The organism is Streptomyces sp. NPDC001606 (genome assembly GCF_053596835.1).
Genome location: NZ_JBSFHC010000001.1, coordinates 1 through 17,144, shown reverse-complemented (window position 1 = coordinate 17,144; position 17,144 = coordinate 1). Strand labels below are relative to the sequence as shown.

The 17,144-nt window shown below is 68.4% G+C and carries 17 protein-coding genes; 5 read left to right on the top strand and 12 right to left on the bottom strand.

Going from position 1 to position 17,144, the window contains the following annotated elements:
• The 3 genes from glgX to ACWCV9_RS00075 all read right to left on the bottom strand — a co-directional run bounded on the left by glgX (position 1) and on the right by ACWCV9_RS00075 (position 3,241).
• Positions 1-2,094 (bottom strand): glycogen debranching protein GlgX, encoded by a 2,094-nt coding sequence (gene glgX, locus ACWCV9_RS00085; RefSeq protein ID WP_450783284.1) that lies wholly within the window; start codon positions 2,092-2,094, stop codon positions 1-3.
• Between the two features lie 155 nt (positions 2,095-2,249).
• Positions 2,250-2,699: a hypothetical protein gene (locus ACWCV9_RS00080; RefSeq protein WP_450783283.1), complete on the bottom strand. Its 450-nt coding sequence runs from the start codon at positions 2,697-2,699 to the stop codon at positions 2,250-2,252.
• 149 nt (positions 2,700-2,848) lie between these two features.
• Positions 2,849-3,241 (bottom strand): STAS domain-containing protein, encoded by a 393-nt coding sequence (locus ACWCV9_RS00075; RefSeq protein WP_450783282.1) that lies wholly within the window; start codon positions 3,239-3,241, stop codon positions 2,849-2,851.
• 192 nt (positions 3,242-3,433) lie between these two features.
• On the opposite strand from ACWCV9_RS00075, the gene ACWCV9_RS00070 reads away from it, so the two are divergent.
• Positions 3,434-3,610, top strand: coding sequence for a hypothetical protein (locus ACWCV9_RS00070; RefSeq protein WP_450783281.1), 177 nt, complete (start codon positions 3,434-3,436; stop codon positions 3,608-3,610).
• Positions 3,611-3,727: 117 nt separating this feature from the next.
• On the opposite strand, the gene ACWCV9_RS00065 is transcribed toward ACWCV9_RS00070, so the two are convergent.
• From ACWCV9_RS00065 to ACWCV9_RS00025, 9 genes are all read right to left on the bottom strand, one after another.
• A complete protein-coding gene (locus ACWCV9_RS00065) occupies positions 3,728-4,510 on the bottom strand; it encodes a phosphatase PAP2 family protein (protein WP_450783280.1) in 783 nt (260 codons plus the stop codon).
• Complete coding sequence (locus ACWCV9_RS00060; RefSeq protein WP_450783279.1) at positions 4,511-5,464, bottom strand: YihY/virulence factor BrkB family protein; 954 nt, start codon at positions 5,462-5,464, stop codon at positions 4,511-4,513.
• On the bottom strand, positions 5,465-7,219 hold the full coding sequence (locus ACWCV9_RS00055; RefSeq protein WP_450783278.1) for a diacylglycerol kinase family protein: 1,755 nt from the start codon (positions 7,217-7,219) through the stop codon (positions 5,465-5,467). It abuts the gene before it with no gap.
• Between the two features lie 271 nt (positions 7,220-7,490).
• Complete coding sequence (locus tag ACWCV9_RS00050) at positions 7,491-9,035, bottom strand: MFS transporter (protein WP_450784204.1); 1,545 nt, start codon at positions 9,033-9,035, stop codon at positions 7,491-7,493.
• A gap of 477 nt (positions 9,036-9,512) precedes the next feature.
• Entirely contained in the window at positions 9,513-9,758 is a 246-nt protein-coding gene (locus ACWCV9_RS00045) for a DUF5133 domain-containing protein (protein ID WP_450783277.1), read from the bottom strand.
• Between the two features lie 194 nt (positions 9,759-9,952).
• Positions 9,953-10,636 carry a GNAT family N-acetyltransferase gene (locus ACWCV9_RS00040; RefSeq protein ID WP_450783276.1) on the bottom strand — a complete coding sequence of 228 codons (684 nt, stop codon included), beginning with the start codon at positions 10,634-10,636 and terminating at the stop codon, positions 9,953-9,955.
• A 543-nt stretch (positions 10,637-11,179) separates the two neighbouring features.
• Positions 11,180-12,301 carry an epoxide hydrolase family protein gene (locus ACWCV9_RS00035; RefSeq protein ID WP_450783275.1) on the bottom strand — a complete coding sequence of 374 codons (1,122 nt, stop codon included), beginning with the start codon at positions 12,299-12,301 and terminating at the stop codon, positions 11,180-11,182.
• A 52-nt stretch (positions 12,302-12,353) separates the two neighbouring features.
• On the bottom strand, positions 12,354-12,539 hold the full coding sequence (locus ACWCV9_RS00030) for a hypothetical protein (protein WP_450783274.1): 186 nt from the start codon (positions 12,537-12,539) through the stop codon (positions 12,354-12,356).
• 15 nt (positions 12,540-12,554) lie between these two features.
• Positions 12,555-13,175 (bottom strand): TetR family transcriptional regulator C-terminal domain-containing protein, encoded by a 621-nt coding sequence (locus ACWCV9_RS00025; protein WP_450783273.1) that lies wholly within the window; start codon positions 13,173-13,175, stop codon positions 12,555-12,557.
• Between the two features lie 57 nt (positions 13,176-13,232).
• Here ACWCV9_RS00025 and ACWCV9_RS00020 point away from each other — a divergent pair, with 57 nt between their 5' ends.
• From ACWCV9_RS00020 to ACWCV9_RS00005, 4 genes are all read left to right on the top strand, one after another.
• Positions 13,233-13,682, top strand: coding sequence for an ester cyclase (locus ACWCV9_RS00020; protein WP_450783271.1), 450 nt, complete (start codon positions 13,233-13,235; stop codon positions 13,680-13,682).
• Positions 13,679-14,173: a DUF3237 domain-containing protein gene (locus tag ACWCV9_RS00015; RefSeq protein WP_450783270.1), complete on the top strand. Its 495-nt coding sequence runs from the start codon at positions 13,679-13,681 to the stop codon at positions 14,171-14,173. Before ACWCV9_RS00020 ends, ACWCV9_RS00015 begins: the two co-directional genes overlap by 4 nt.
• Before the next feature lie 1,143 nt (positions 14,174-15,316).
• Positions 15,317-16,021 carry a DUF4232 domain-containing protein gene (locus ACWCV9_RS00010; protein ID WP_450783269.1) on the top strand — a complete coding sequence of 235 codons (705 nt, stop codon included), beginning with the start codon at positions 15,317-15,319 and terminating at the stop codon, positions 16,019-16,021.
• A 195-nt stretch (positions 16,022-16,216) separates the two neighbouring features.
• Entirely contained in the window at positions 16,217-16,519 is a 303-nt protein-coding gene (locus ACWCV9_RS00005; RefSeq protein ID WP_450783268.1) for a hypothetical protein, read from the top strand.
• Positions 16,520-17,144: the final 625 nt, after the last annotated feature.

Genomic DNA, 17,144 nt, shown 5'->3' with positions numbered 1-17,144 from the left:
TCAACCATCCTGGAGAGCTCGGAGGACGAGCATGGCGCGGCCCTCGACCTCTACCTCGCTGCCGCCCTTGATCAATGGCCGGTACTCGGTGTACGGGATGGCGGTGTCCACCTCCACTGCCCACCACGGATCGAGCTCCTCGGGAACGGTGAAGCCGAGAGCCTGGCTGTGGGCGTTGAAGAGGAGGAGGAACGAGTCGTCCTCCACACGCAGGCCCCGCAGGTCCGGTTCCGTGATGGCCCTGCCGTTGAGATGGACCATCAGGGACCTGGCGAAGCCGGTGTCCCAGTCCGTGTCGGTCATCTCCCGGCCGGCAGGGGTGAACCAGGTGATGTCCTGCACCGCCTCGCCGGATGCCTGGGCCGCCCGTCCCCTGAAGAACCGTCGCCGACGGAAGACCGGGTGCTCGCGGCGCAGGGAGATCAGTTTGCGGGTGAAGTCGAGCAGCTCGCTGCCTTCGGTGACCTGTGCCCAGTCGACCCAGGTCAGTTCGTTGTCCTGGCAGTAGGCGTTGTTGTTGCCGCGCTGGGTGCGGCCGAGTTCGTCCCCATGCAGCAACATGGGGACGCCCTGGGAGAGCAGCAGGGTGGCGAGGAGGTTGCGCTGCTGGCGGGCGCGGAGGGCGAGAATGCCGCGATCGTCGGTGAGGCCTTCCGCGCCGCAGTTCCACGAGCGGTTGTGGTCCTCGCCGTCGCGGTTGCCCTCGCCGTTGGCCTCGTTGTGCTTGCCGTTGTACGAGACGAGGTCGCGCAGGGTGAAACCGTCGTGCGCGGTGACGAAGTTGACCGAGGCGTAGGGCCGGCGGCCGTCGTTCTGGTACAGGTCGGAGGAACCGGTGAGACGGGAGGCGAATTCACCGAGCGTGCCGCCCTCGCCGCGCCAGAAGTCGCGTACGGTGTCGCGGTACTTGCCGTTCCACTCGGTCCACAGCGGCGGGAAGTTGCCGACCTGGTAGCCGCCGTCGCCGACGTCCCAGGGCTCGGCGATGAGCTTCACCCGGGAGATGACCGGGTCCTGCTGGACGAGGTCGAAGAACGACGACAGCCGGTCCACCTCGTGGAACTGGCGGGCCAGGGTGGCGGCCAGGTCGAAGCGGAAGCCGTCGACGTGCATCTCGGTCACCCAGTAGCGAAGCGAATCCATGATCAGTTGCAGGGTGTGCGGGTGGTTCATCCGCAGGCTGTTGCCCGTACCCGTGGTGTCCCAGTAGAAGCGCGGATCCTCCGGGGACAGGCGGTAGTACGCCGCGTTGTCCAGTCCCCGCAGCGACAGCACGGGCCCGAGGTGGTTGCCCTCGGCCGTGTGGTTGTAGACGACGTCGAGGATGACCTCGATCCCCGCTTCGTGCAGGGCCTTGACCATCGAGCGGAACTCCTGCACCTGTTCGCCCCGCTGCCCGGACGAGCAGTATGCGTTGTGCGGGGCGAAGAAGCCGATGGTGTTGTACCCCCAGTAGTTGGACAGCCCCCGCTCCACCAGCGCGTGGTCCTGGACGAACTGGTGGACCGGCATCAACTCCACCGCGGTGACACCCAGCTTGACGAAGTAGTCGAGCATGGCCGGGTGCGCCAGTGCGGCGTACGTGCCGCGCATCGCCTCCGGTATCGCCGGGTGCGTCCTCGTCATGCCCTTCACATGGGCCTCGTAGATGACGGTCTCGTGATACGGGGTGTGCGGTGGGTGGTCGTTGCCCCAGTCGAAGAAGGGGTTCACCACCACCGACTTCGGCACGTACGGCGCCGAGTCGAGGGTGTTGCGTTGGCCGCGATCGTCGAAGTGGTAGGGGAACAGCGCCTCGTTCCACTCGACCCCGCCCTCGATCGCTCTGGCGTAAGGGTCGAGCAGCAGTTTGCTCGGGTTGCAGCGCTGACCGCACTCGGGCCGGTACGGGCCGTGGACGCGGAACCCGTAGCGCCGGCCCGGGCCGACGTCCGGCAAGTAGACGTGGTGGACGAAGCCGTCCACTTCCTTCAGCGCGATGCGCTCCTCGGCGCCGTCCTCGTCGAAGAGACACAGCTCCACGCGCTCCGCTACTTCGGAGAACACGGCGAAGTTCGTCCCGGCACCGTCGAAGGCCGCGCCCAAGGGCGACATCTGTCCCGGTCGCGGGCCTACCTCGATGCTTTCCTGCCAGATACGCACGTCACGCCCCTCCCCAACACGGATGGTGGGCAGCCCCGCCTTGTTCGTTCCCTTTTGCCCTCCTCCCCGGTAAGCATGCGCATGGCGCCCTGTACGTCCGAGGGTGATCAGAGCGGCGAGCGGCTGCGCGGCACTCGCGTCAGGGGGCTCGCAACTCCGTACAGCTGGTTGAACACGTCCCGCAGTACCGGGCGGTCCGGTGGCGCGGCGGTCACCAGTGTCTGTTCCAGAAGTTGCCGACGGCGCTGACGCGTCGCTTCGAGCACACACTGTCCGGCGCCGCTGAGAGAGAACTCGCCGGACGGGAGCCGTCGTACCAGCCTGCGCTGAGCCAAGCGGTCGAGCACACCGGTTGCCCACAAGGCGCTGACACAGAGGTCCCCGGCAATGCGATCAGGACCGGTTGGCTCGGTGCCCAGGGCGAGCAGGACGCGCATCTGCTCCTCGGAAACCGTGGGAGCGACGTCCTCATGGGCCCGCTTCCACAAGTTGATCAGCGCTTGGGCGGCGTGTTCCGCCGTAGGGCCCGCTTCGGCATGTTCGGGTTCCACTGACATGGCTTCCCCTTTCCTCGATGCCGTTGCGTACGCGCTTACCCGACCGACGGACCGTCAGCCCCGCCTATGTGTTCGAAGGTGCTGTGAGCTGGGGCGAGAGGTGAATCGTATAGAGAACTGTTCGGTCAATTGGGTGATGCAGCTCCCGTTCAAGGGTCGACATTTCCCTCCTTCCTCGAATTGTTGCCACGGCGGCTCGCCAGGTCCGTCAGGGCGTCTTCCGTAGCGTCGTAGACGTCAAGAATCCTGTCGACGCCGGTGAGTTTCAGTAGCTGTCGCAGCTGCACCTGCACCCTGGCCAGTGCCAACCTCACACCGGTCTCATGTGCATGCCGACGGGCCGCCAGAAGGGCATTCAGCCCAGCCGAATCGCAGAACGGGACACCAGCGAGGTCCAGCACGATGAACCGCGCGCCGGAATCGATGAGGTTCAAGAACTCGGTTCGAAACATCGGCCCGGTCAGGTAATCCATGTCGCCATTGAAGGAAGCCACTAGCCAGTGGTCGGCGTGGGTCGTCCTGACCGAAGGAACACTGGGCATCCGAGCCCTCCCCGCCATTCTTCATGGTACGCAGGTCGCACCCGTGGAGGACCGTCTGCCCTACATGTCTCCACCCAACCGCGACGGTGCCGACGAGACTCGGCGGGTCTGCTCACAGCCGGTATGAGTCCTCAGGTGCCGGGAATTCGCAGTGCAGTGCACCACGCACGTCACCCGACGAGGAGACAAACCATGCCGGCCATTGTTTCTGCTGTCCTGTTCTTCATCGCCTTTTTGATCAACGCGGCGGATATCACGACCAACCACACCTTCACCTCGACCAACGTCATGCTCCTTGGCCTCACAGTTCTGGCCCTGCACCTTGCGGGACTGGGAGGCGGCTGGACTGTCCGCGGTCGCAGACGCTGAAGACCTCTCCGGGATCCCCGTCGGCCGGCACCTGTCCGATCGCCTGGTCGAGACGGTGACGGACGAGATCCTGACCCGGGCGGGCCGGTTCATGCTGGCCAACCTCGCGGCGTCGGCCTACCAGCGTGACCGGCCCGGCTCAGGCGTGGCTTCCGCGAGTTCGGGTTCCAGGCCCTCGCTCGCCGGGGTGTGCCCCAGACCGGCTTCGATACGCCACGCTTCGAAGGCCCAGGTGGTGACGGCGACGACGGCCAGGCCGAGAAGCCAGCCGCCCAGCACGTCGCTGAACCAGTGCACACCGAGGGCGACTCTGGTGAAGCCGACGCCGAGCACGCTGAACACGGCGACGCACCGGCAGGCAGTCCGCCAGACCTTCGGTACCAGGGGCAGGAGCACCAGGATGAAGATGGCGAAGGACGTGGTGGCCGTCAGGGCGTGGCCGGAGGGGAAGGAGTAGCCCGGGGCGTGCGCCACCGGGTCCCGCAGAGCCGGGCGGGCACGTTCCACCACCGCCTTGACCAGCAAGCCGATCAGCCCGCCGGCCACGGCGGTCACCGCCGCCCAGGCGGCCAGGCGCCACGCCCTGCGGTGCAGCAGCCAGGCGGTCAGGGCTGCGACGGCCATGCGGAGAGTGACGGGGTCCCAGACTCGGTCGGACAGCAGGTGCAGGACGGCGGTCCAGGACGGGTGGCGGACGGCGATGTCGTGCAGGCGTTGTGCGGCGCCGATGTCGATGCGCCGCAAGGGCGTCCACTGCGCCTCGACCAGTACGAGGATCAATGCGAAGGGAACCGCGGCCGCAGCGGCGACGGCGGTGGAGGCCAGCAGCCGTGCACCGAACCTACGGTCGGCCTGCCGGCGACGTTCACTGAGCTGCCGTAGGGCGGTCAGCGTGCCCATTCAGACTCCTGGATCTTCTTGGACGGGGCCGGGACGCCGGCCGCGTGCCGCTTCCAGCTGGGCGGCGAAGGACAGTCCGAGGAACAGGGCGATCGACGTCAGGTAGGCCCACAGCAGCAGCGACATGAAGGCGCTCAGCGGGCCGTAGATGGTGTCGAAGGAGCCGCTGAGGTTGAGGTAGAGGCTCAGCAGCCAAGTCAGTGTCATCCACAGCACCAGGTACACGGCCGCACCGAAGGCGAGCCAGGTGTAGCCGGATTGCCTGCGGCGTGGGGAGCGACGGAAGACGGCGCTCGCGGAGATCAACGCCAGCAGCAGCCCGAACGGCCAGCGCACGATGTCCCAGGCCTTCTGGGCGCTGCCGCCCAGGTGGTAGACCGTGACCGCCGCCGAGGCCAGGTCGTCGCCGGCGACCAGGGCGACGAACCCGAGGCCGAGCGGAAGACCGGCGCTGACGGACATCACCAGGCCGCGCAGATACTTGTGGTGGAAGAGGCGATCGCGTTCGTTGCCGTAGATCCGGTTGGCGCCACGCTCGATCTGTCCCATGGCGGTGGTGACGTTGACCAGGGAGAACGCGGCGCCGAACCAGAGGGCGACCTCTGCGCCGCCGCCCGACGTGCGGCGACTGCCGTCGAGTGCGTTGTCGACGACGCCGGCGCTGGGACCCTGTGCCATCCGGTGGATCGTCAGTTCGGCGAGTCTGCCGACCTTCTCGGTGTGGAGTGTGGTGGACAGACCGACGAAGGCGATGACCAGGGGGATAACCGCGAATACCGTCTGGAGGGCGAGAGCCCGGGCGTGAGTGAAGCCGTCGGCGTAGCGGAAGCGGAGGAAGGCATCGCGCAACAGCGACCAGCCGCCGTAACGGCGCAGTGCGGCCCAGGCCTCGTCTGCGGACAGTTCTTCTCCGCTCATGTCCCGTGTCTCCGGGACCTTGGTGGCGGTACCCATTCATTCCCCCCGCGCCGGCAGCAGCATGGTCAGGGCACCCGGCCTGACCTCTGCGGTCAGACGGCGGCCGCACGCGATGGGATCGCCGTCGAGTTCGCGGGGCTGTGCGTCGTCGAAGGTGATCTCGGCACGCCGGAAGGCGAAGAACTCCACGGATGCGCCGTCCGTGCGGCCGTTCTGTGCGGGAACCGTGGCCGCGGCCGACGGTGGTTCCACGGTTCTGCCTCGCAGCAGCGTCCATACGGCGCGCATCCAGCCGCTCGTGCCCTGTGGGTCCAGGATCAGTAGGTTGAGCCGCCCGTCGTCGGGGCGGGCACCCGGCAGCAGCGTCATACCGCCCTGTACGGTGCCGATATTGCCGAGGAGCACCATGCGAGCCGTACGGCGCAGGGCCGGCGCGTCGTCGAGGCGGATGCTCACCCCCATCCGAGGGGTGCGCAGCACGCGGAGAACTGCCACGGCGTAGGCGGGCCAGCCCAGCACGGATTTGGTGCGGGCGCTGTGGTTGGCGCGCTCCAGCATCGCGGCGTCGAGGCCGGCCCCGCACATGGCGGCGAAGTGGGTGGCGGCCAGGCCGTCGCCGTCGATGAGGCCGAGGTCGACGCGGTGAGTCGTACCGCGCAGCGCGGCATCGAGGGCGTCGGCAGGGGACAACGGCAGGCCGAGGTTACGGGCGAGGAGGTTGCCGGTCCCGCAGGGCACCAGGACGAGAGGGACCTCGCTGCCCGCCAGGGCGTCGGCGGCAGCCCGAACTGTGCCGTCGCCGCCGCAGACCACCACGAGCACGGCACCTTGGCGGACAGCGTCGGCCGTCTGGCCACCCCCTGGGTCGTCGGCGGAGGTCTCCTTGAACACCGGTGCGTCATAGCCGTGTCGTTCCAGGATCCGGCTCAGGGCGTCACGGTCGGTCCGGTCGGTGACGGTGGGATTGAAGATCACGGCGGCGTGACCGGGCGGCCGCCCCGCGTGGTCGGAGACGGCGGGAAGCGGGGAGGCGGCGGGCGGAGCAGTGACGAGTCCGTCCGTGAGCAGGGCGCGTCCGACGATCAGCAGGGACAGGCCGCCGTTCATGAGCCCGCCCACGACATCGGTGGGGTGGTGCATGCCCCGGTACAGCCGGGCGAGGCCCACCGCGACGGGTATGAGGAACAGCAGGCCGGCCACGACTCTCCGCCAAGGACCGCGCAACCGGGACAGCACCAGCACCGCCAGGCCGCCATAGAGTGCCGTGGCCGCGCCGGTGTGACCGGAGGTGTAACTGGAGGTGGGCAACGAACCGTCGAGACGGTGCACGTCCGGACGGTGACGGTCGACCGCCACGGTGATGACCAGGAAGACCAGCGACTGCAACGACACGGCGACAGCGAGGAAGGCTGCCTGCCGCCACATCGGCAGCCTGGGGATCAGGATCAGGCCCAGACAACTCAACAGAGTCACGGCGATCACCGTCGGGGTGTTGCCGGCCTCCGACGCGACCGAGGACAGCGCGGTGAAGGAGCCTGTGCGCATCCGTTCGAAGGCCTCATTGACCTTGTCCTCGACCGTCAGCGGCCACACACCGTGGGCGGGTCCGGTGATCAGCAGGCCGATGCCCACCATCAACGCCGCCTGACAGGCGGTCAGCGCGCCGATCCATCCAGCGGACCAGCCGATTCCGTGCGGCACTGCGGAGTGCCCGCTCCTGGCGACGCCGGGGCGGTGCCCAGGTCTGTCCCCGGGCAACTCGGCAGGTGTCCCCGATACAGCGGTCGGCATCCGTACCCCCTGATCAACATCTCGCGGAAGGTTCGGCCGGAGGTCGTCCTCCGGCTCACCGCCGTATGCCCGCTCTGCTCGGAAGCAGGCGGGCGCGCTGAAGTTCGCGAAGGGGGACGGGCGTTGGCCGGCGCGGCGGCACCTGGGGCGCCGAACGTGCCGGTGACTGCCACTCTCCACGACACCGTGCGGAACCAGATCTGGCTCGAGATCGTTCAGATCGAGTCGATGCGCCCGCCCTGACGCCCTCACACCCCCACGACGTGCGCCATCAGGACAGCGACGAGTGCGTGGACGACGACGGGCGTCCGCCGTTCCCCGGAAGCGGCGAAGCTGCCCGGTACAGCACCTTGGACACGCCGATCAGCTCGCGTTGCTCCTTGCCCGAACCGACCATGGGCCGCGACCCGTCGAGTGGCACCTGCGCGGTCTCCGGCAGAAACCGTACGGTGACCAGGCCGATCGCACCGGCCAGCATGAGGTAGTAGGCGGGCATGAGGTCGTCCCCTGAGGCGCTGATCAGCGCTTCGGTCACCAGCGGCGTGGTACCGCCGAAAGCCGCGACCGCGATGTTGAAACCGATGCCCATCGCAGCATAACGAACAGCCGTGGGGAACAGCGCCGGCAGCGTGGCCGCGCTCGGTGCGGCGAAGCAGGCCAACAACGAGGAGAGGATCAGTACGCCGAGGACCGGCAGCCAGATGCCGTGTGCCTTGACCAGCTGGAAGGACGGTACGGCAAGCACGATCATGGCAACCGACGAGATCCCGTAGACGGGCCGCCGTCCGAACCGGTCACTGAGCCGTCCGACGAAGGTGATCAACAGCGCGATCCACACCATGCCGATCAGCACGAAGAGGTCGGCCGAGCCACTGGACCGATGGAGAGTCTCCGTCTGGTACGTCGGCAAGAACCCGGTGACCATGTAATTGGTGACGTTGTAGAGCAGCACCAGACCCATGCAGATGAGCAGTGGACGCCAGTGCCGCGTGACGATGGTCCTGAACTCGCTGCCCGCGGACTCCTGGGCGACGGTCTTTTTGTGTCCGTCCAGTTGCTGCTGGAACGCCGGCGATTCTTCCAGCTTGAGCCGCATGTACAGGCCGATCACACCGAGCGGCCCGGCGATCAGGAACGGCAGACGCCATCCCCAAGTGAGCATCTGGTGGTCGGTGAGCAGCAGATGCAGAGCGGTGACGAGCGCGGAGCCGAGTGCGTAGCCGACGAAGGTGCCGAAGTCGAGCCAGCTGGAGAGGAAGCCGCGGCGCCGGTCCGGTGAGTACTCGGCGACGAACGTGGTGGCCCCGCCGTATTCCCCACCGGTGGAGAATCCCTGCACCATTCGGGCCAGCAGGAGCAGGATCGGGGCGGCTATGCCGATCGTTGCGTAGCTGGGGATGAGACCGATGGCGAACGTGCCCACGGCCATCATGATCATGGTGGTGGCCAGCACCTTCTGCCGGCCGACGCGGTCGCCGAGTGGCCCGAACACGAGCCCGCCGAGCGGGCGGACCACGAAGGCCGCCGCGAAGGTGGCGAACGACGAGATCACCTGCGCGCTGGGGGACGCGCCGGGGAAGAAGACCTTGCCGATGACCGCGGCCAGGTAGCTGTAGACGCCGAAATCGAACCATTCCATGCAGTTGCCGAGCGCCGACGCGCCGACCGCACGCCGCAGCAGTGCAGGCTCGACGACCTGCACGTCATCGACGCGGAAAGCCCGCTTGTTCCGTCGCAGTCTCTGCAAGAGCTCGTCGCGGACCTGCCGGGGCAACTCGACCGGCTTCTGCAACCTCGTCGACCCGGCTTCGCCCATTGTGTCGGGTACGGTCTCGGCCACCTTGCCACCCTCTTCCACGACCACACGTTTTGCTGAAGCGATCTCTGGGGCGAGTGTGAATACCCCGCACAGGATCTGCTGCCCGAGAAGATCGAAGTCACGCACGTGTCAACGGTGACCACGGGTGCTGTTGGGCGGACCGCACCCGTAGGGGGCCTGCCTCCTGTCCCCCACAGGTGAGGCCGCCTCCATTCCTTCGGGCGGCGACGACGGCAGCGGGATCCGCATGGTGTCGGCATAGCGGCGCTGGTTCAGCCAGCGAGATGTTTCAGCTCCTCGACAAGCGGGGCCTGATGCGTGTCCAGGGCGTAATCCAGTCGCGCTCTCGAAAGCCAAGGCCTCGGCTCGGTCGGGGAGTGCTCACCGGCAGGTCCGAGGCCGCGGCGCGGTCACGGACGTGTCCCGGCCGGAGCCCTGTGCGCGGCGACGGCCGGGGCACACCCGAGGGTGTCGTCAAGCCGCCAAGACCTGGGGCGTTGTGGCGGTCGTAGAGCGGTTCACTCGCAGCTGTTGCAGGAGGGCGTCGGCCGCCAAGAGCGCCTGGTCCACGGACCGGGTGCCGGTGATGACGCACAAGGTGTAGGAGGCATCTTCCAGTTCCCGGTTTGAGGAGCCGGTGGGCTGCCGGTCATGGTTGAGGCGGGCCGCCGCGAAACGAGCCAATACAGCACGCAGTTCCTTCTCCGCCGGCAGCAACACTGCGACGCCCTCCCTCGTCAGGCAGGCCACTCCCAGGGCCTGCTACATCCGTGAGCGCTCACCCAACAGGTGGCACCCCAGCCGAAATGGAGCACACCTCTCTCCGGTGACTCGTGTGCCCCCGCAGACGCACCGTAAGCATCGCCCGCCGCGACGTTCCCTGCGCGAGGACTGGTCGGCCAGCGAAGCCATGCCTACCGGTTGGAGGGCGCCACTGGTCCCCGGGCGATCAGGACGTCGGCTTCGCGGCGCCAGCCGAGGGTGGAGTACAGGCGCTGGCCTTCCTCACTGGCGATGAGCAGACCGGTACGGGCGCCCTGGGCCACGGCGGCTTCCGCCAGAGCGCTCATCATGGCGCGGCCCAGGCCGCGTCGCCGGTGCGCCGGGTCCGTCTCGATGCGATCGGCGATCGCATCAGCGCCGACCACGGCGATGGTGCCGCGCGCCGCCACGTACCCGGAGGAGTCGTGGAGGGAGACGACCGTAACCGGTCCCTGCACCTGGACCTCGCGCTCGTACGGCGCGGCGGGCGTGTGCTGCGGGTGCTCGGCCAGATCGGTCGTCATGAACCACTCCGACCGGTGGAGCAACTCCAGTCCGGCGGCGCCGACTACGGCTTCGACGGCGCCCGGGCGCAGCGTAGGTACCGTGAGCCAGGTGGTCTTGTCTGCGGTGGCGACGGTTGCTGCCAGCTGTGCCAGGGACTCGGGGTTTTCGTCCGCGCGGAGTGCGAAGACCTCGACCTCGCGGCCGGGTTGATCGCACTCGGACCGCAGGCCGTCCCCGGCGGGTCCGACCGGCTCGGCCTCGGGCAGGGAGCGGGCCACGGTCCAGCCGTTCACCCAGCGTCGTATCAGCTCTGAGTCGATCTTCGTCATCCGGTGATTAGAGCATGACGGCAACCGGTGGACGGGCGAATAACCATCCCCGGCCGGCCACCGTCAGGAGACGCCGCCCTCCCTTCCCATGTGCCCGAACCACAGGCTCCCGGCCCGACAACCCGGAGCGGGAGATGCGCGACGAAGTACCCCACACCGCACGCCTCACCCTCGTCCCCGCACTCCGCGAAGAACTCGCCAACCACCCCCTGACTGTAAGCAAACCCGCTCCGAGTGCCGCCGAAAACACAGCCTGAGCGGATGGGGTTGCTCCAAGAGCCTCCGGATCGCGTCCGGCCGACAGGGACACAGCCCGGTGCCAGGCCGTCGCACCGCGTCCAGCGCCTGCTGCCGAGTTCGCTGGAGGGCACCGACCGCTGTTCACGAGAGCATGTCCCCCGGCGCTCCTGCCGCGGCACGGGCTACCGGCCGGGGCTTCACGGTCATTCAGGAGAACGCGGTGCGCGGCCGTCGTTTTGCCGTTGACCCGGGGGACGGACAGGACCATCTCCCGGGCGCGGGCTTCCCAGGGGGGACGGACCGTCAGCGGAACAGGCGGAAGAATCCGCGCACCTGCTGGACCAGCGACTCCGGCTGCTCCAGCGCGGCGAAGTGGCCGCCGTGCGGCAGCTCCTCGAACCAGCGCAGGTCGGTGAACCGCAGCTCGGCCTCCCGCCTCGACGGGCGGGTTATGTCGCGCGGGTAGACCGACAGCCCGGAGGGCGCGGTCACCTTGTCCCGGAAGTTGGCGAAGCTCTCCCAGTACAGGCGCGCCGACGAGGTGGCCGACGCGGTGAACCAATAGACCGAGATCTCGTCGAGGATCGTCTGCCGCGACAACGCGTCCTCGGGATGGCCGTCGTTGTCCGTCCACGCCCAGAACTTCTCGGCGATCCAGGCCGCCTGCCCGGCCGGGGAGTCGGTGAGGCCGTAGCCGAGCGTCTGCGGCCGGGTCGCCTGGATCGCCGAGTATCCCCGGCCGGTGCGCTGCATCTCCTTCTCGGCCTCGAGATTCGCCCGCTCCGCGGGCGTCGGGTCGTCGAACGTGCCCGCCGCCACGGATCCCAGGTTCAGGTGGACGCCGGCGACCCGCTCGGGCGCCACCTCGCCCAGCGCCGCGGACACCGCCGAACCCCAGTCACCGCCCTGCGCGCCGTACCGTTCGTAACCCAGCGAGACCATCAACGTGTCCCAGGCGCGCGCGATGCGAGTGATGCCCCAGCCGGTCGTCGACGGCTTGTCACTCCAGCCGTACCCGGGCAACGACGGCGCGACCACGTGGAAGGCGTCCGCCGGGTCACCGCCGTGCGCGCGGGGGTCGGTCAGCGGGCCGAGGACCTCCAGGAATTCGAGCACCGAACCCGGCCACCCGTGCGTGAGCACGAGCGGGAACGCGTCCGGCTCCGGCGAGCGGACGTGCAGGAAGTGGATGCCCAGCCCGTCGATGGTGTCGCGGTACTGCGGGAACACGTTCAGCCGCTCGGCGAACCCGAAGTCGTAGTCCTCGGCCCAGCTGCGGCACAGCTCCTGTGCATACGCCAGCGGCAGCCCCTGCGACCAGTCGTCCACCGGCTCGCGCTCGGGCCACCGTGTCCGTCGCAGTCGTTCACGCAGCTCCGCGATCTCGGCTTCGGTGATGCTGACCTCGAATGGCTCGGCGGACATGGCACGGCTCCTTGCTGGTCGAGGCGTTCTCGGATCAGTTGCAGGTGGACTGTCAGCGCGGGCTCCCACGCGTGGTACCGGGTTCGGGGCGGCGGTCGGCGGTAGGGCGCCGGGTCAGGCTGAGGACGAGTCCGGACAGGGGGAGTGCCGCGAGCGCGGCGAGGGCCACCGGCACCGGCACGATGCCGGACAGACCCGCGACAGCGGCCGGACTGATCCCGCCGCCCAGGGCGTTCATGACACTGATCACTTCTCAGCCGGGCGCGGTCAGCGGCGCGAGGAGGCTGTCGACGACGCGGCGGACCTTCGCGGCTGCCGTGTCGTCGCCCAGGCGCATCGCGGTGTTCGCGGCGGTGAGCACGGCGTCGATCTGGAACGCTGCGAGGTCGGCGTCGAGGCCGGCACTCGTCCCCGCATCGTCGATGGCGTGTCGCAGTTCGGCGGCGATGCGGTCGCGCCAGGCCCGTTGCTGGCCGGCCAGCATGTCCCGCACTGGGCCCGGCCGACTGTCGAATTCGGGCAGGTTCGCCGCCCAGAAGCAGCCGCCCGGGAAAAGCGGCTGCTCGGCGTAGGCGAGCCAGTGCTCGACCAGGGCGCGCAGCCGCTCGGCGCCCTGGGGTCGGGTCAGCGCGGGGCGGATCACGGCCTCCTCGAAGGCCTCGCGTGCCGCCTCGATCACGGCCAGTTGGAGCTTCTCCTTCGTGGAGAAGAGCGTCTGGACGCTGCTCTTGCCCACGTTCAGATCCGTCGCGAGCCGGCCGAAGCTGAGCCCGTCGAGCCCCTCCAACGACGCCGTGTCGACGGCGTGCCGCACGATCGTCCGTCGCGACCGCAGCCCTCGAAGCAGGCGCCCGTCCTGCACATCCTCGCTCACCTACCTCATTGTGCCACCCCCTTGCGAAAAACGTACGTACGACCGTACGTTTTCTTCGTGAACACCCATCAGATGTTCGAGTTGGCCCAGGCATTGGCGCACGCCAAGAGCCGTCAGGACCTGCCCGCGGCGCTCCGGCTCCTGCACCAGGACGTACTGCTGGAGTCGCCACCCTTCGGCACCAAGGCCCGCGGCCTGCCCGACAACGAGAAGGCGCTGGCACGCTTCTTCGCGTCCTTTCCCGACTACGAGGTCACCCTCGACGGGCATGCCGGCAACGACGACACCCTTGCCTGCTGGGGAACGGCACGCATGACCATGACCGGTGACCGGTTCGGCGTGGCGCCCAACGGCAGGCGCGCCGAACTGCCGGTGTTCCTCCAGTTCACTTTTGCTGACGGCCTGATCGCCGGCGAGCGGTTCTTCCTCGACCTCGCCGAGCTGTGCGCCCAGTCGGGCGTCTCCACCGACCAGGTCCGGCACACCCTGCTGGGAGGCAGCGCATGACCCCCGACCCCCGCACCAAGACCATCGGCGAGATCACCACGTGCCACCTCTTCGACCTCGTCATCGACCTCAGCCCCCGACTGGACTTCGGCACCGGCCCGCTCGGCCGCAGAACCCTCTTCGGCGACACGGGAGGCACCTTCCACGGACCGCGCCTGCACGGCGACGTGCTCCCGATCGGCGGCGACTGGGCACTGCTCCGCCCCGACGGGACGCTGTCACTGGACGTGCGCCTCACCCTGCGCACCCACGACGGCGCCCTGGTGTACATGAGCTACGGCGGCCGCTGGGTCACCCCGCCCGAATTGCGGGCCGACATCGCCGATCCGGCCAAGAGGTACGACATCGACCCGGCCCGCTACTACTTCCGCACCAACCCGCTTTTCGAGACCGGATCGCAGAAGTACGCATGGCTGAACGACATCGTCTGCATCGGAGCGGGTTACCTCATCGAAGGCGGGGTCGCCTATAAGGTCGCCCAGGTTGAATGAGCCGGTTCTTGAGATGGCGGGCTCCACTCAGGGAGAAGTGCCCGTGCTGCATTCGAAACGCACCGTGTCGGTGGCGGGTCTACAGCTTCCGATCTGTTCGACCTGCGGGGTGCAGTACGGGGCACCGCGCGACGACTGCCCGCTTGCCTGGATGACGACCTCGCCGGCGGCAGGGTGTCGGTGCCTGCTGGGATGGCCTGGTGTCGGCCGGGTGGACGGCAGTCCGTATGGCGGGGGCGGTGGCCGAGCAGGGGTCTGCTGGGCTGCTGTTGGTTACTGGATCAGTTGGTGCTGCCTTGTTGTGCAGGTCCTGGCACGGTCGTCCTGACCGTGGCGCTCGGTCCGCGGGCGGGGCACGCTGCGCCGCCCGCCGGAGGACCGTGTTCGAGACCGCGGACACATGCCCGGACGCGTGGGGGGTGTTGGGCGGTGAAGCACTGACGACTCGGGTTCTGGCACAGCTCCCGTGCAGCGGCCACTCTGTGTGGTTGCTACGGCTGCTCGGCCGTCATTGCCGGGCGGTCGCGGTCACGGGTCTCGTACGGTGCCGAGATGTTGACTGTCCGAGCTATGGCGGAAGCCGATGTCCCGGCTGTATCAGCGATACGAGTGACCGGCTGGCAGACCGTGTATGCCTGGAACAGGTCGTCCTGACGGACGACATGGAGCCAGTCCGTCAGGCGCTCGCCCTGGCGGCCGGCGACCATGTCCGCGAAGGAGCGGACGTGCCAGGCCAGAGCGTCGAGTTCGGGGCAGTGAGCCTGGACGGCCTTGAGCTGGAGATGCTCGGATTCGGTGAGGGTTTCCGGGTTCCGGAGTTCGCCGACGTCGCGACGCCGGAGGAGAGGGGGAGTGCGCGATGGCCGGGGGCGGGACATCTGCGTGGGTGCCTCATAGCCCGGCCACTGACATGGTGCAGCGTCTGAGCACTGTTGCTCATCCGGCGGGCGGGTTCAACGTCTTGGTCCGGGACTGAGCCGGTCATGCGTGTGGGCAGGGCGGAACAGGCTGGGGCCGTCTTGGTGCAGCGTTCGAGCACGACGCCTGTGACAGAACGAAGACCTCGCGGTGGACCGCTCGTAACTCGGTGCGGGATACAAATATCTCCGACCGCATGAACCGTGCCAGTCCTGGGGGAACACCGTGAAGTACGCCCGCGTCACTGCGCTCACCGCCATCGGTATGGCCGCCGCCCTCTCGCTCACCGCCTGTGGCAGCGACGGCTCCGGAAAGGACTCGTCGCCCAAGAGGTCCTCGGCTTCCTCGGCCTCCTCGTCGTCGGAGAGTGACTCGAAGACCGAGGGCGGTTCGGGCTCCGGCAGCTCGACGGCCAGCAAGGAAACGGCGGGCTCCAGCAACGCAAATGGCGGCTCCAGCCAGGCGGCCTCCGGCAAGGGCACCGAGGCCGGCGCCGGGGGCGGTGCGAAGGAGGCCGGCGGCAAAGTCACCTTCTGCAAGACGGCAGACCTGGCCATCGATGCCAGGAACGCCGCGCCCGACAAGACCTCCGGGAGGATCGACATCACCATGACCAACCGGGGTTCGACCACGTGCTCGGCGACGGGCTTCGCGGGCGTCGACATCAAGGACGCCGACCACACTTCGAGCCCCATCAAGCGCGGCCACGCCCAGCCGCGTCTTACGATCCTCAAGCCCGGCGACGCCGCTGTCTTCGACCTCGCCTACGATATCGACACCACCGGCAAGAGCCTCACGTCTCCGACCGACATCCTCGTGACGCCGCCGAACGAGACCCACACCGTTACCCTGAAGTGGCCGGCGGGCGCGGGGCAGATCAAGGGCGCCTACACCGACGTCGAGGTCTACCCCACGCACACGACCAAGTAGCAGCGGCTTCGTCCCGTCCACCGCACACGTCGGCGATAGAGGGGATCCGGCACCCGGTCGGCGCCTGTACTTCTTCCGGCACTTCGGCCGGCGGGGCTCGCAGCGGCAGCAGTGCGGCGACCTCCATGAAGGTGGCCCTCGCGACCGGGGCGGGCGCGACCCCTTTGTTCGTAAGAGAAGAGCGAGGTTTCCACCATGGCCGCCGCAGCACTGCTCATAGGCTTCGCCATGTTCTTCTTTGCTCCGGTCGTCCCGTGGCTGCTGTTTCCGATGCGCCGCCGGGCAGGGGCCGCCGCCGCTGCGGTGTGGGGGGTGGCGCTCCTCGTCCTGAGCACCGTCGTCTGGGACGGGGCGTTCCTGGCGTCGGCCCTCCTCACTGCCTTCTCGTGTTGCGTCCGTCTGGTGGTCGAGGCGACAGGCACCTTGGAGGAGCCGCGGGCACGGCGCCGCGCCCGCCACTCGGAACGTGTCTGTGCGCGCGTCGCTCAGAACACCTGACGAAGCGCGATCCCTGATCCTTAGGGGGGCGCGGCCGTCGCTGCAGCGGCGTCGAACCCAAGAAGATCCGCCGCTTCACCCGTGACAGCAGTGCGAGTCACGAGGAGCAGGCCGCGCACCTGGCCTGGTGGTCCGCAGCAGCCATCAACGACAGCACCGACGGCTTCATCCCCCTCGCGGGGCAGGGCGGCCTGCTGGGCCGCGGCTGGCGCTACTCGATCAGTTGGTGCAGGCCTGTTGTGCAGGCCTTGCCGCGGTCGTGGTGACTGCGGTGCTCGGTTTATGGGTTGTGGGCGCTGCGTCGGGCCACACGGCAGGCCGCCCGGTGTCCGCGGTCACATTCGAGGGTCCCGGGCGGTGACCTGTGGGTGACGGGTTCCGTGCGGGCCGTGAGTGAGACGGTGAAGCACCCCACATGACGCAGGTCACCTACGACCCGGAGCCGTAGCCCTAAATGTCCGATACATCCTTTCGGGCACCCCTTCTGACCTGCACTTTGAGACCCACGCCACAGAGCCGATATTTCCCCCCGATCCGGCCACAACTAGTAAAAGGGGTCATTGCGGACGGCTGTGCGGGCTGCTTGTCTTGAGGACGTCGCCAGGCGCCACGAGCCCGAACGGGC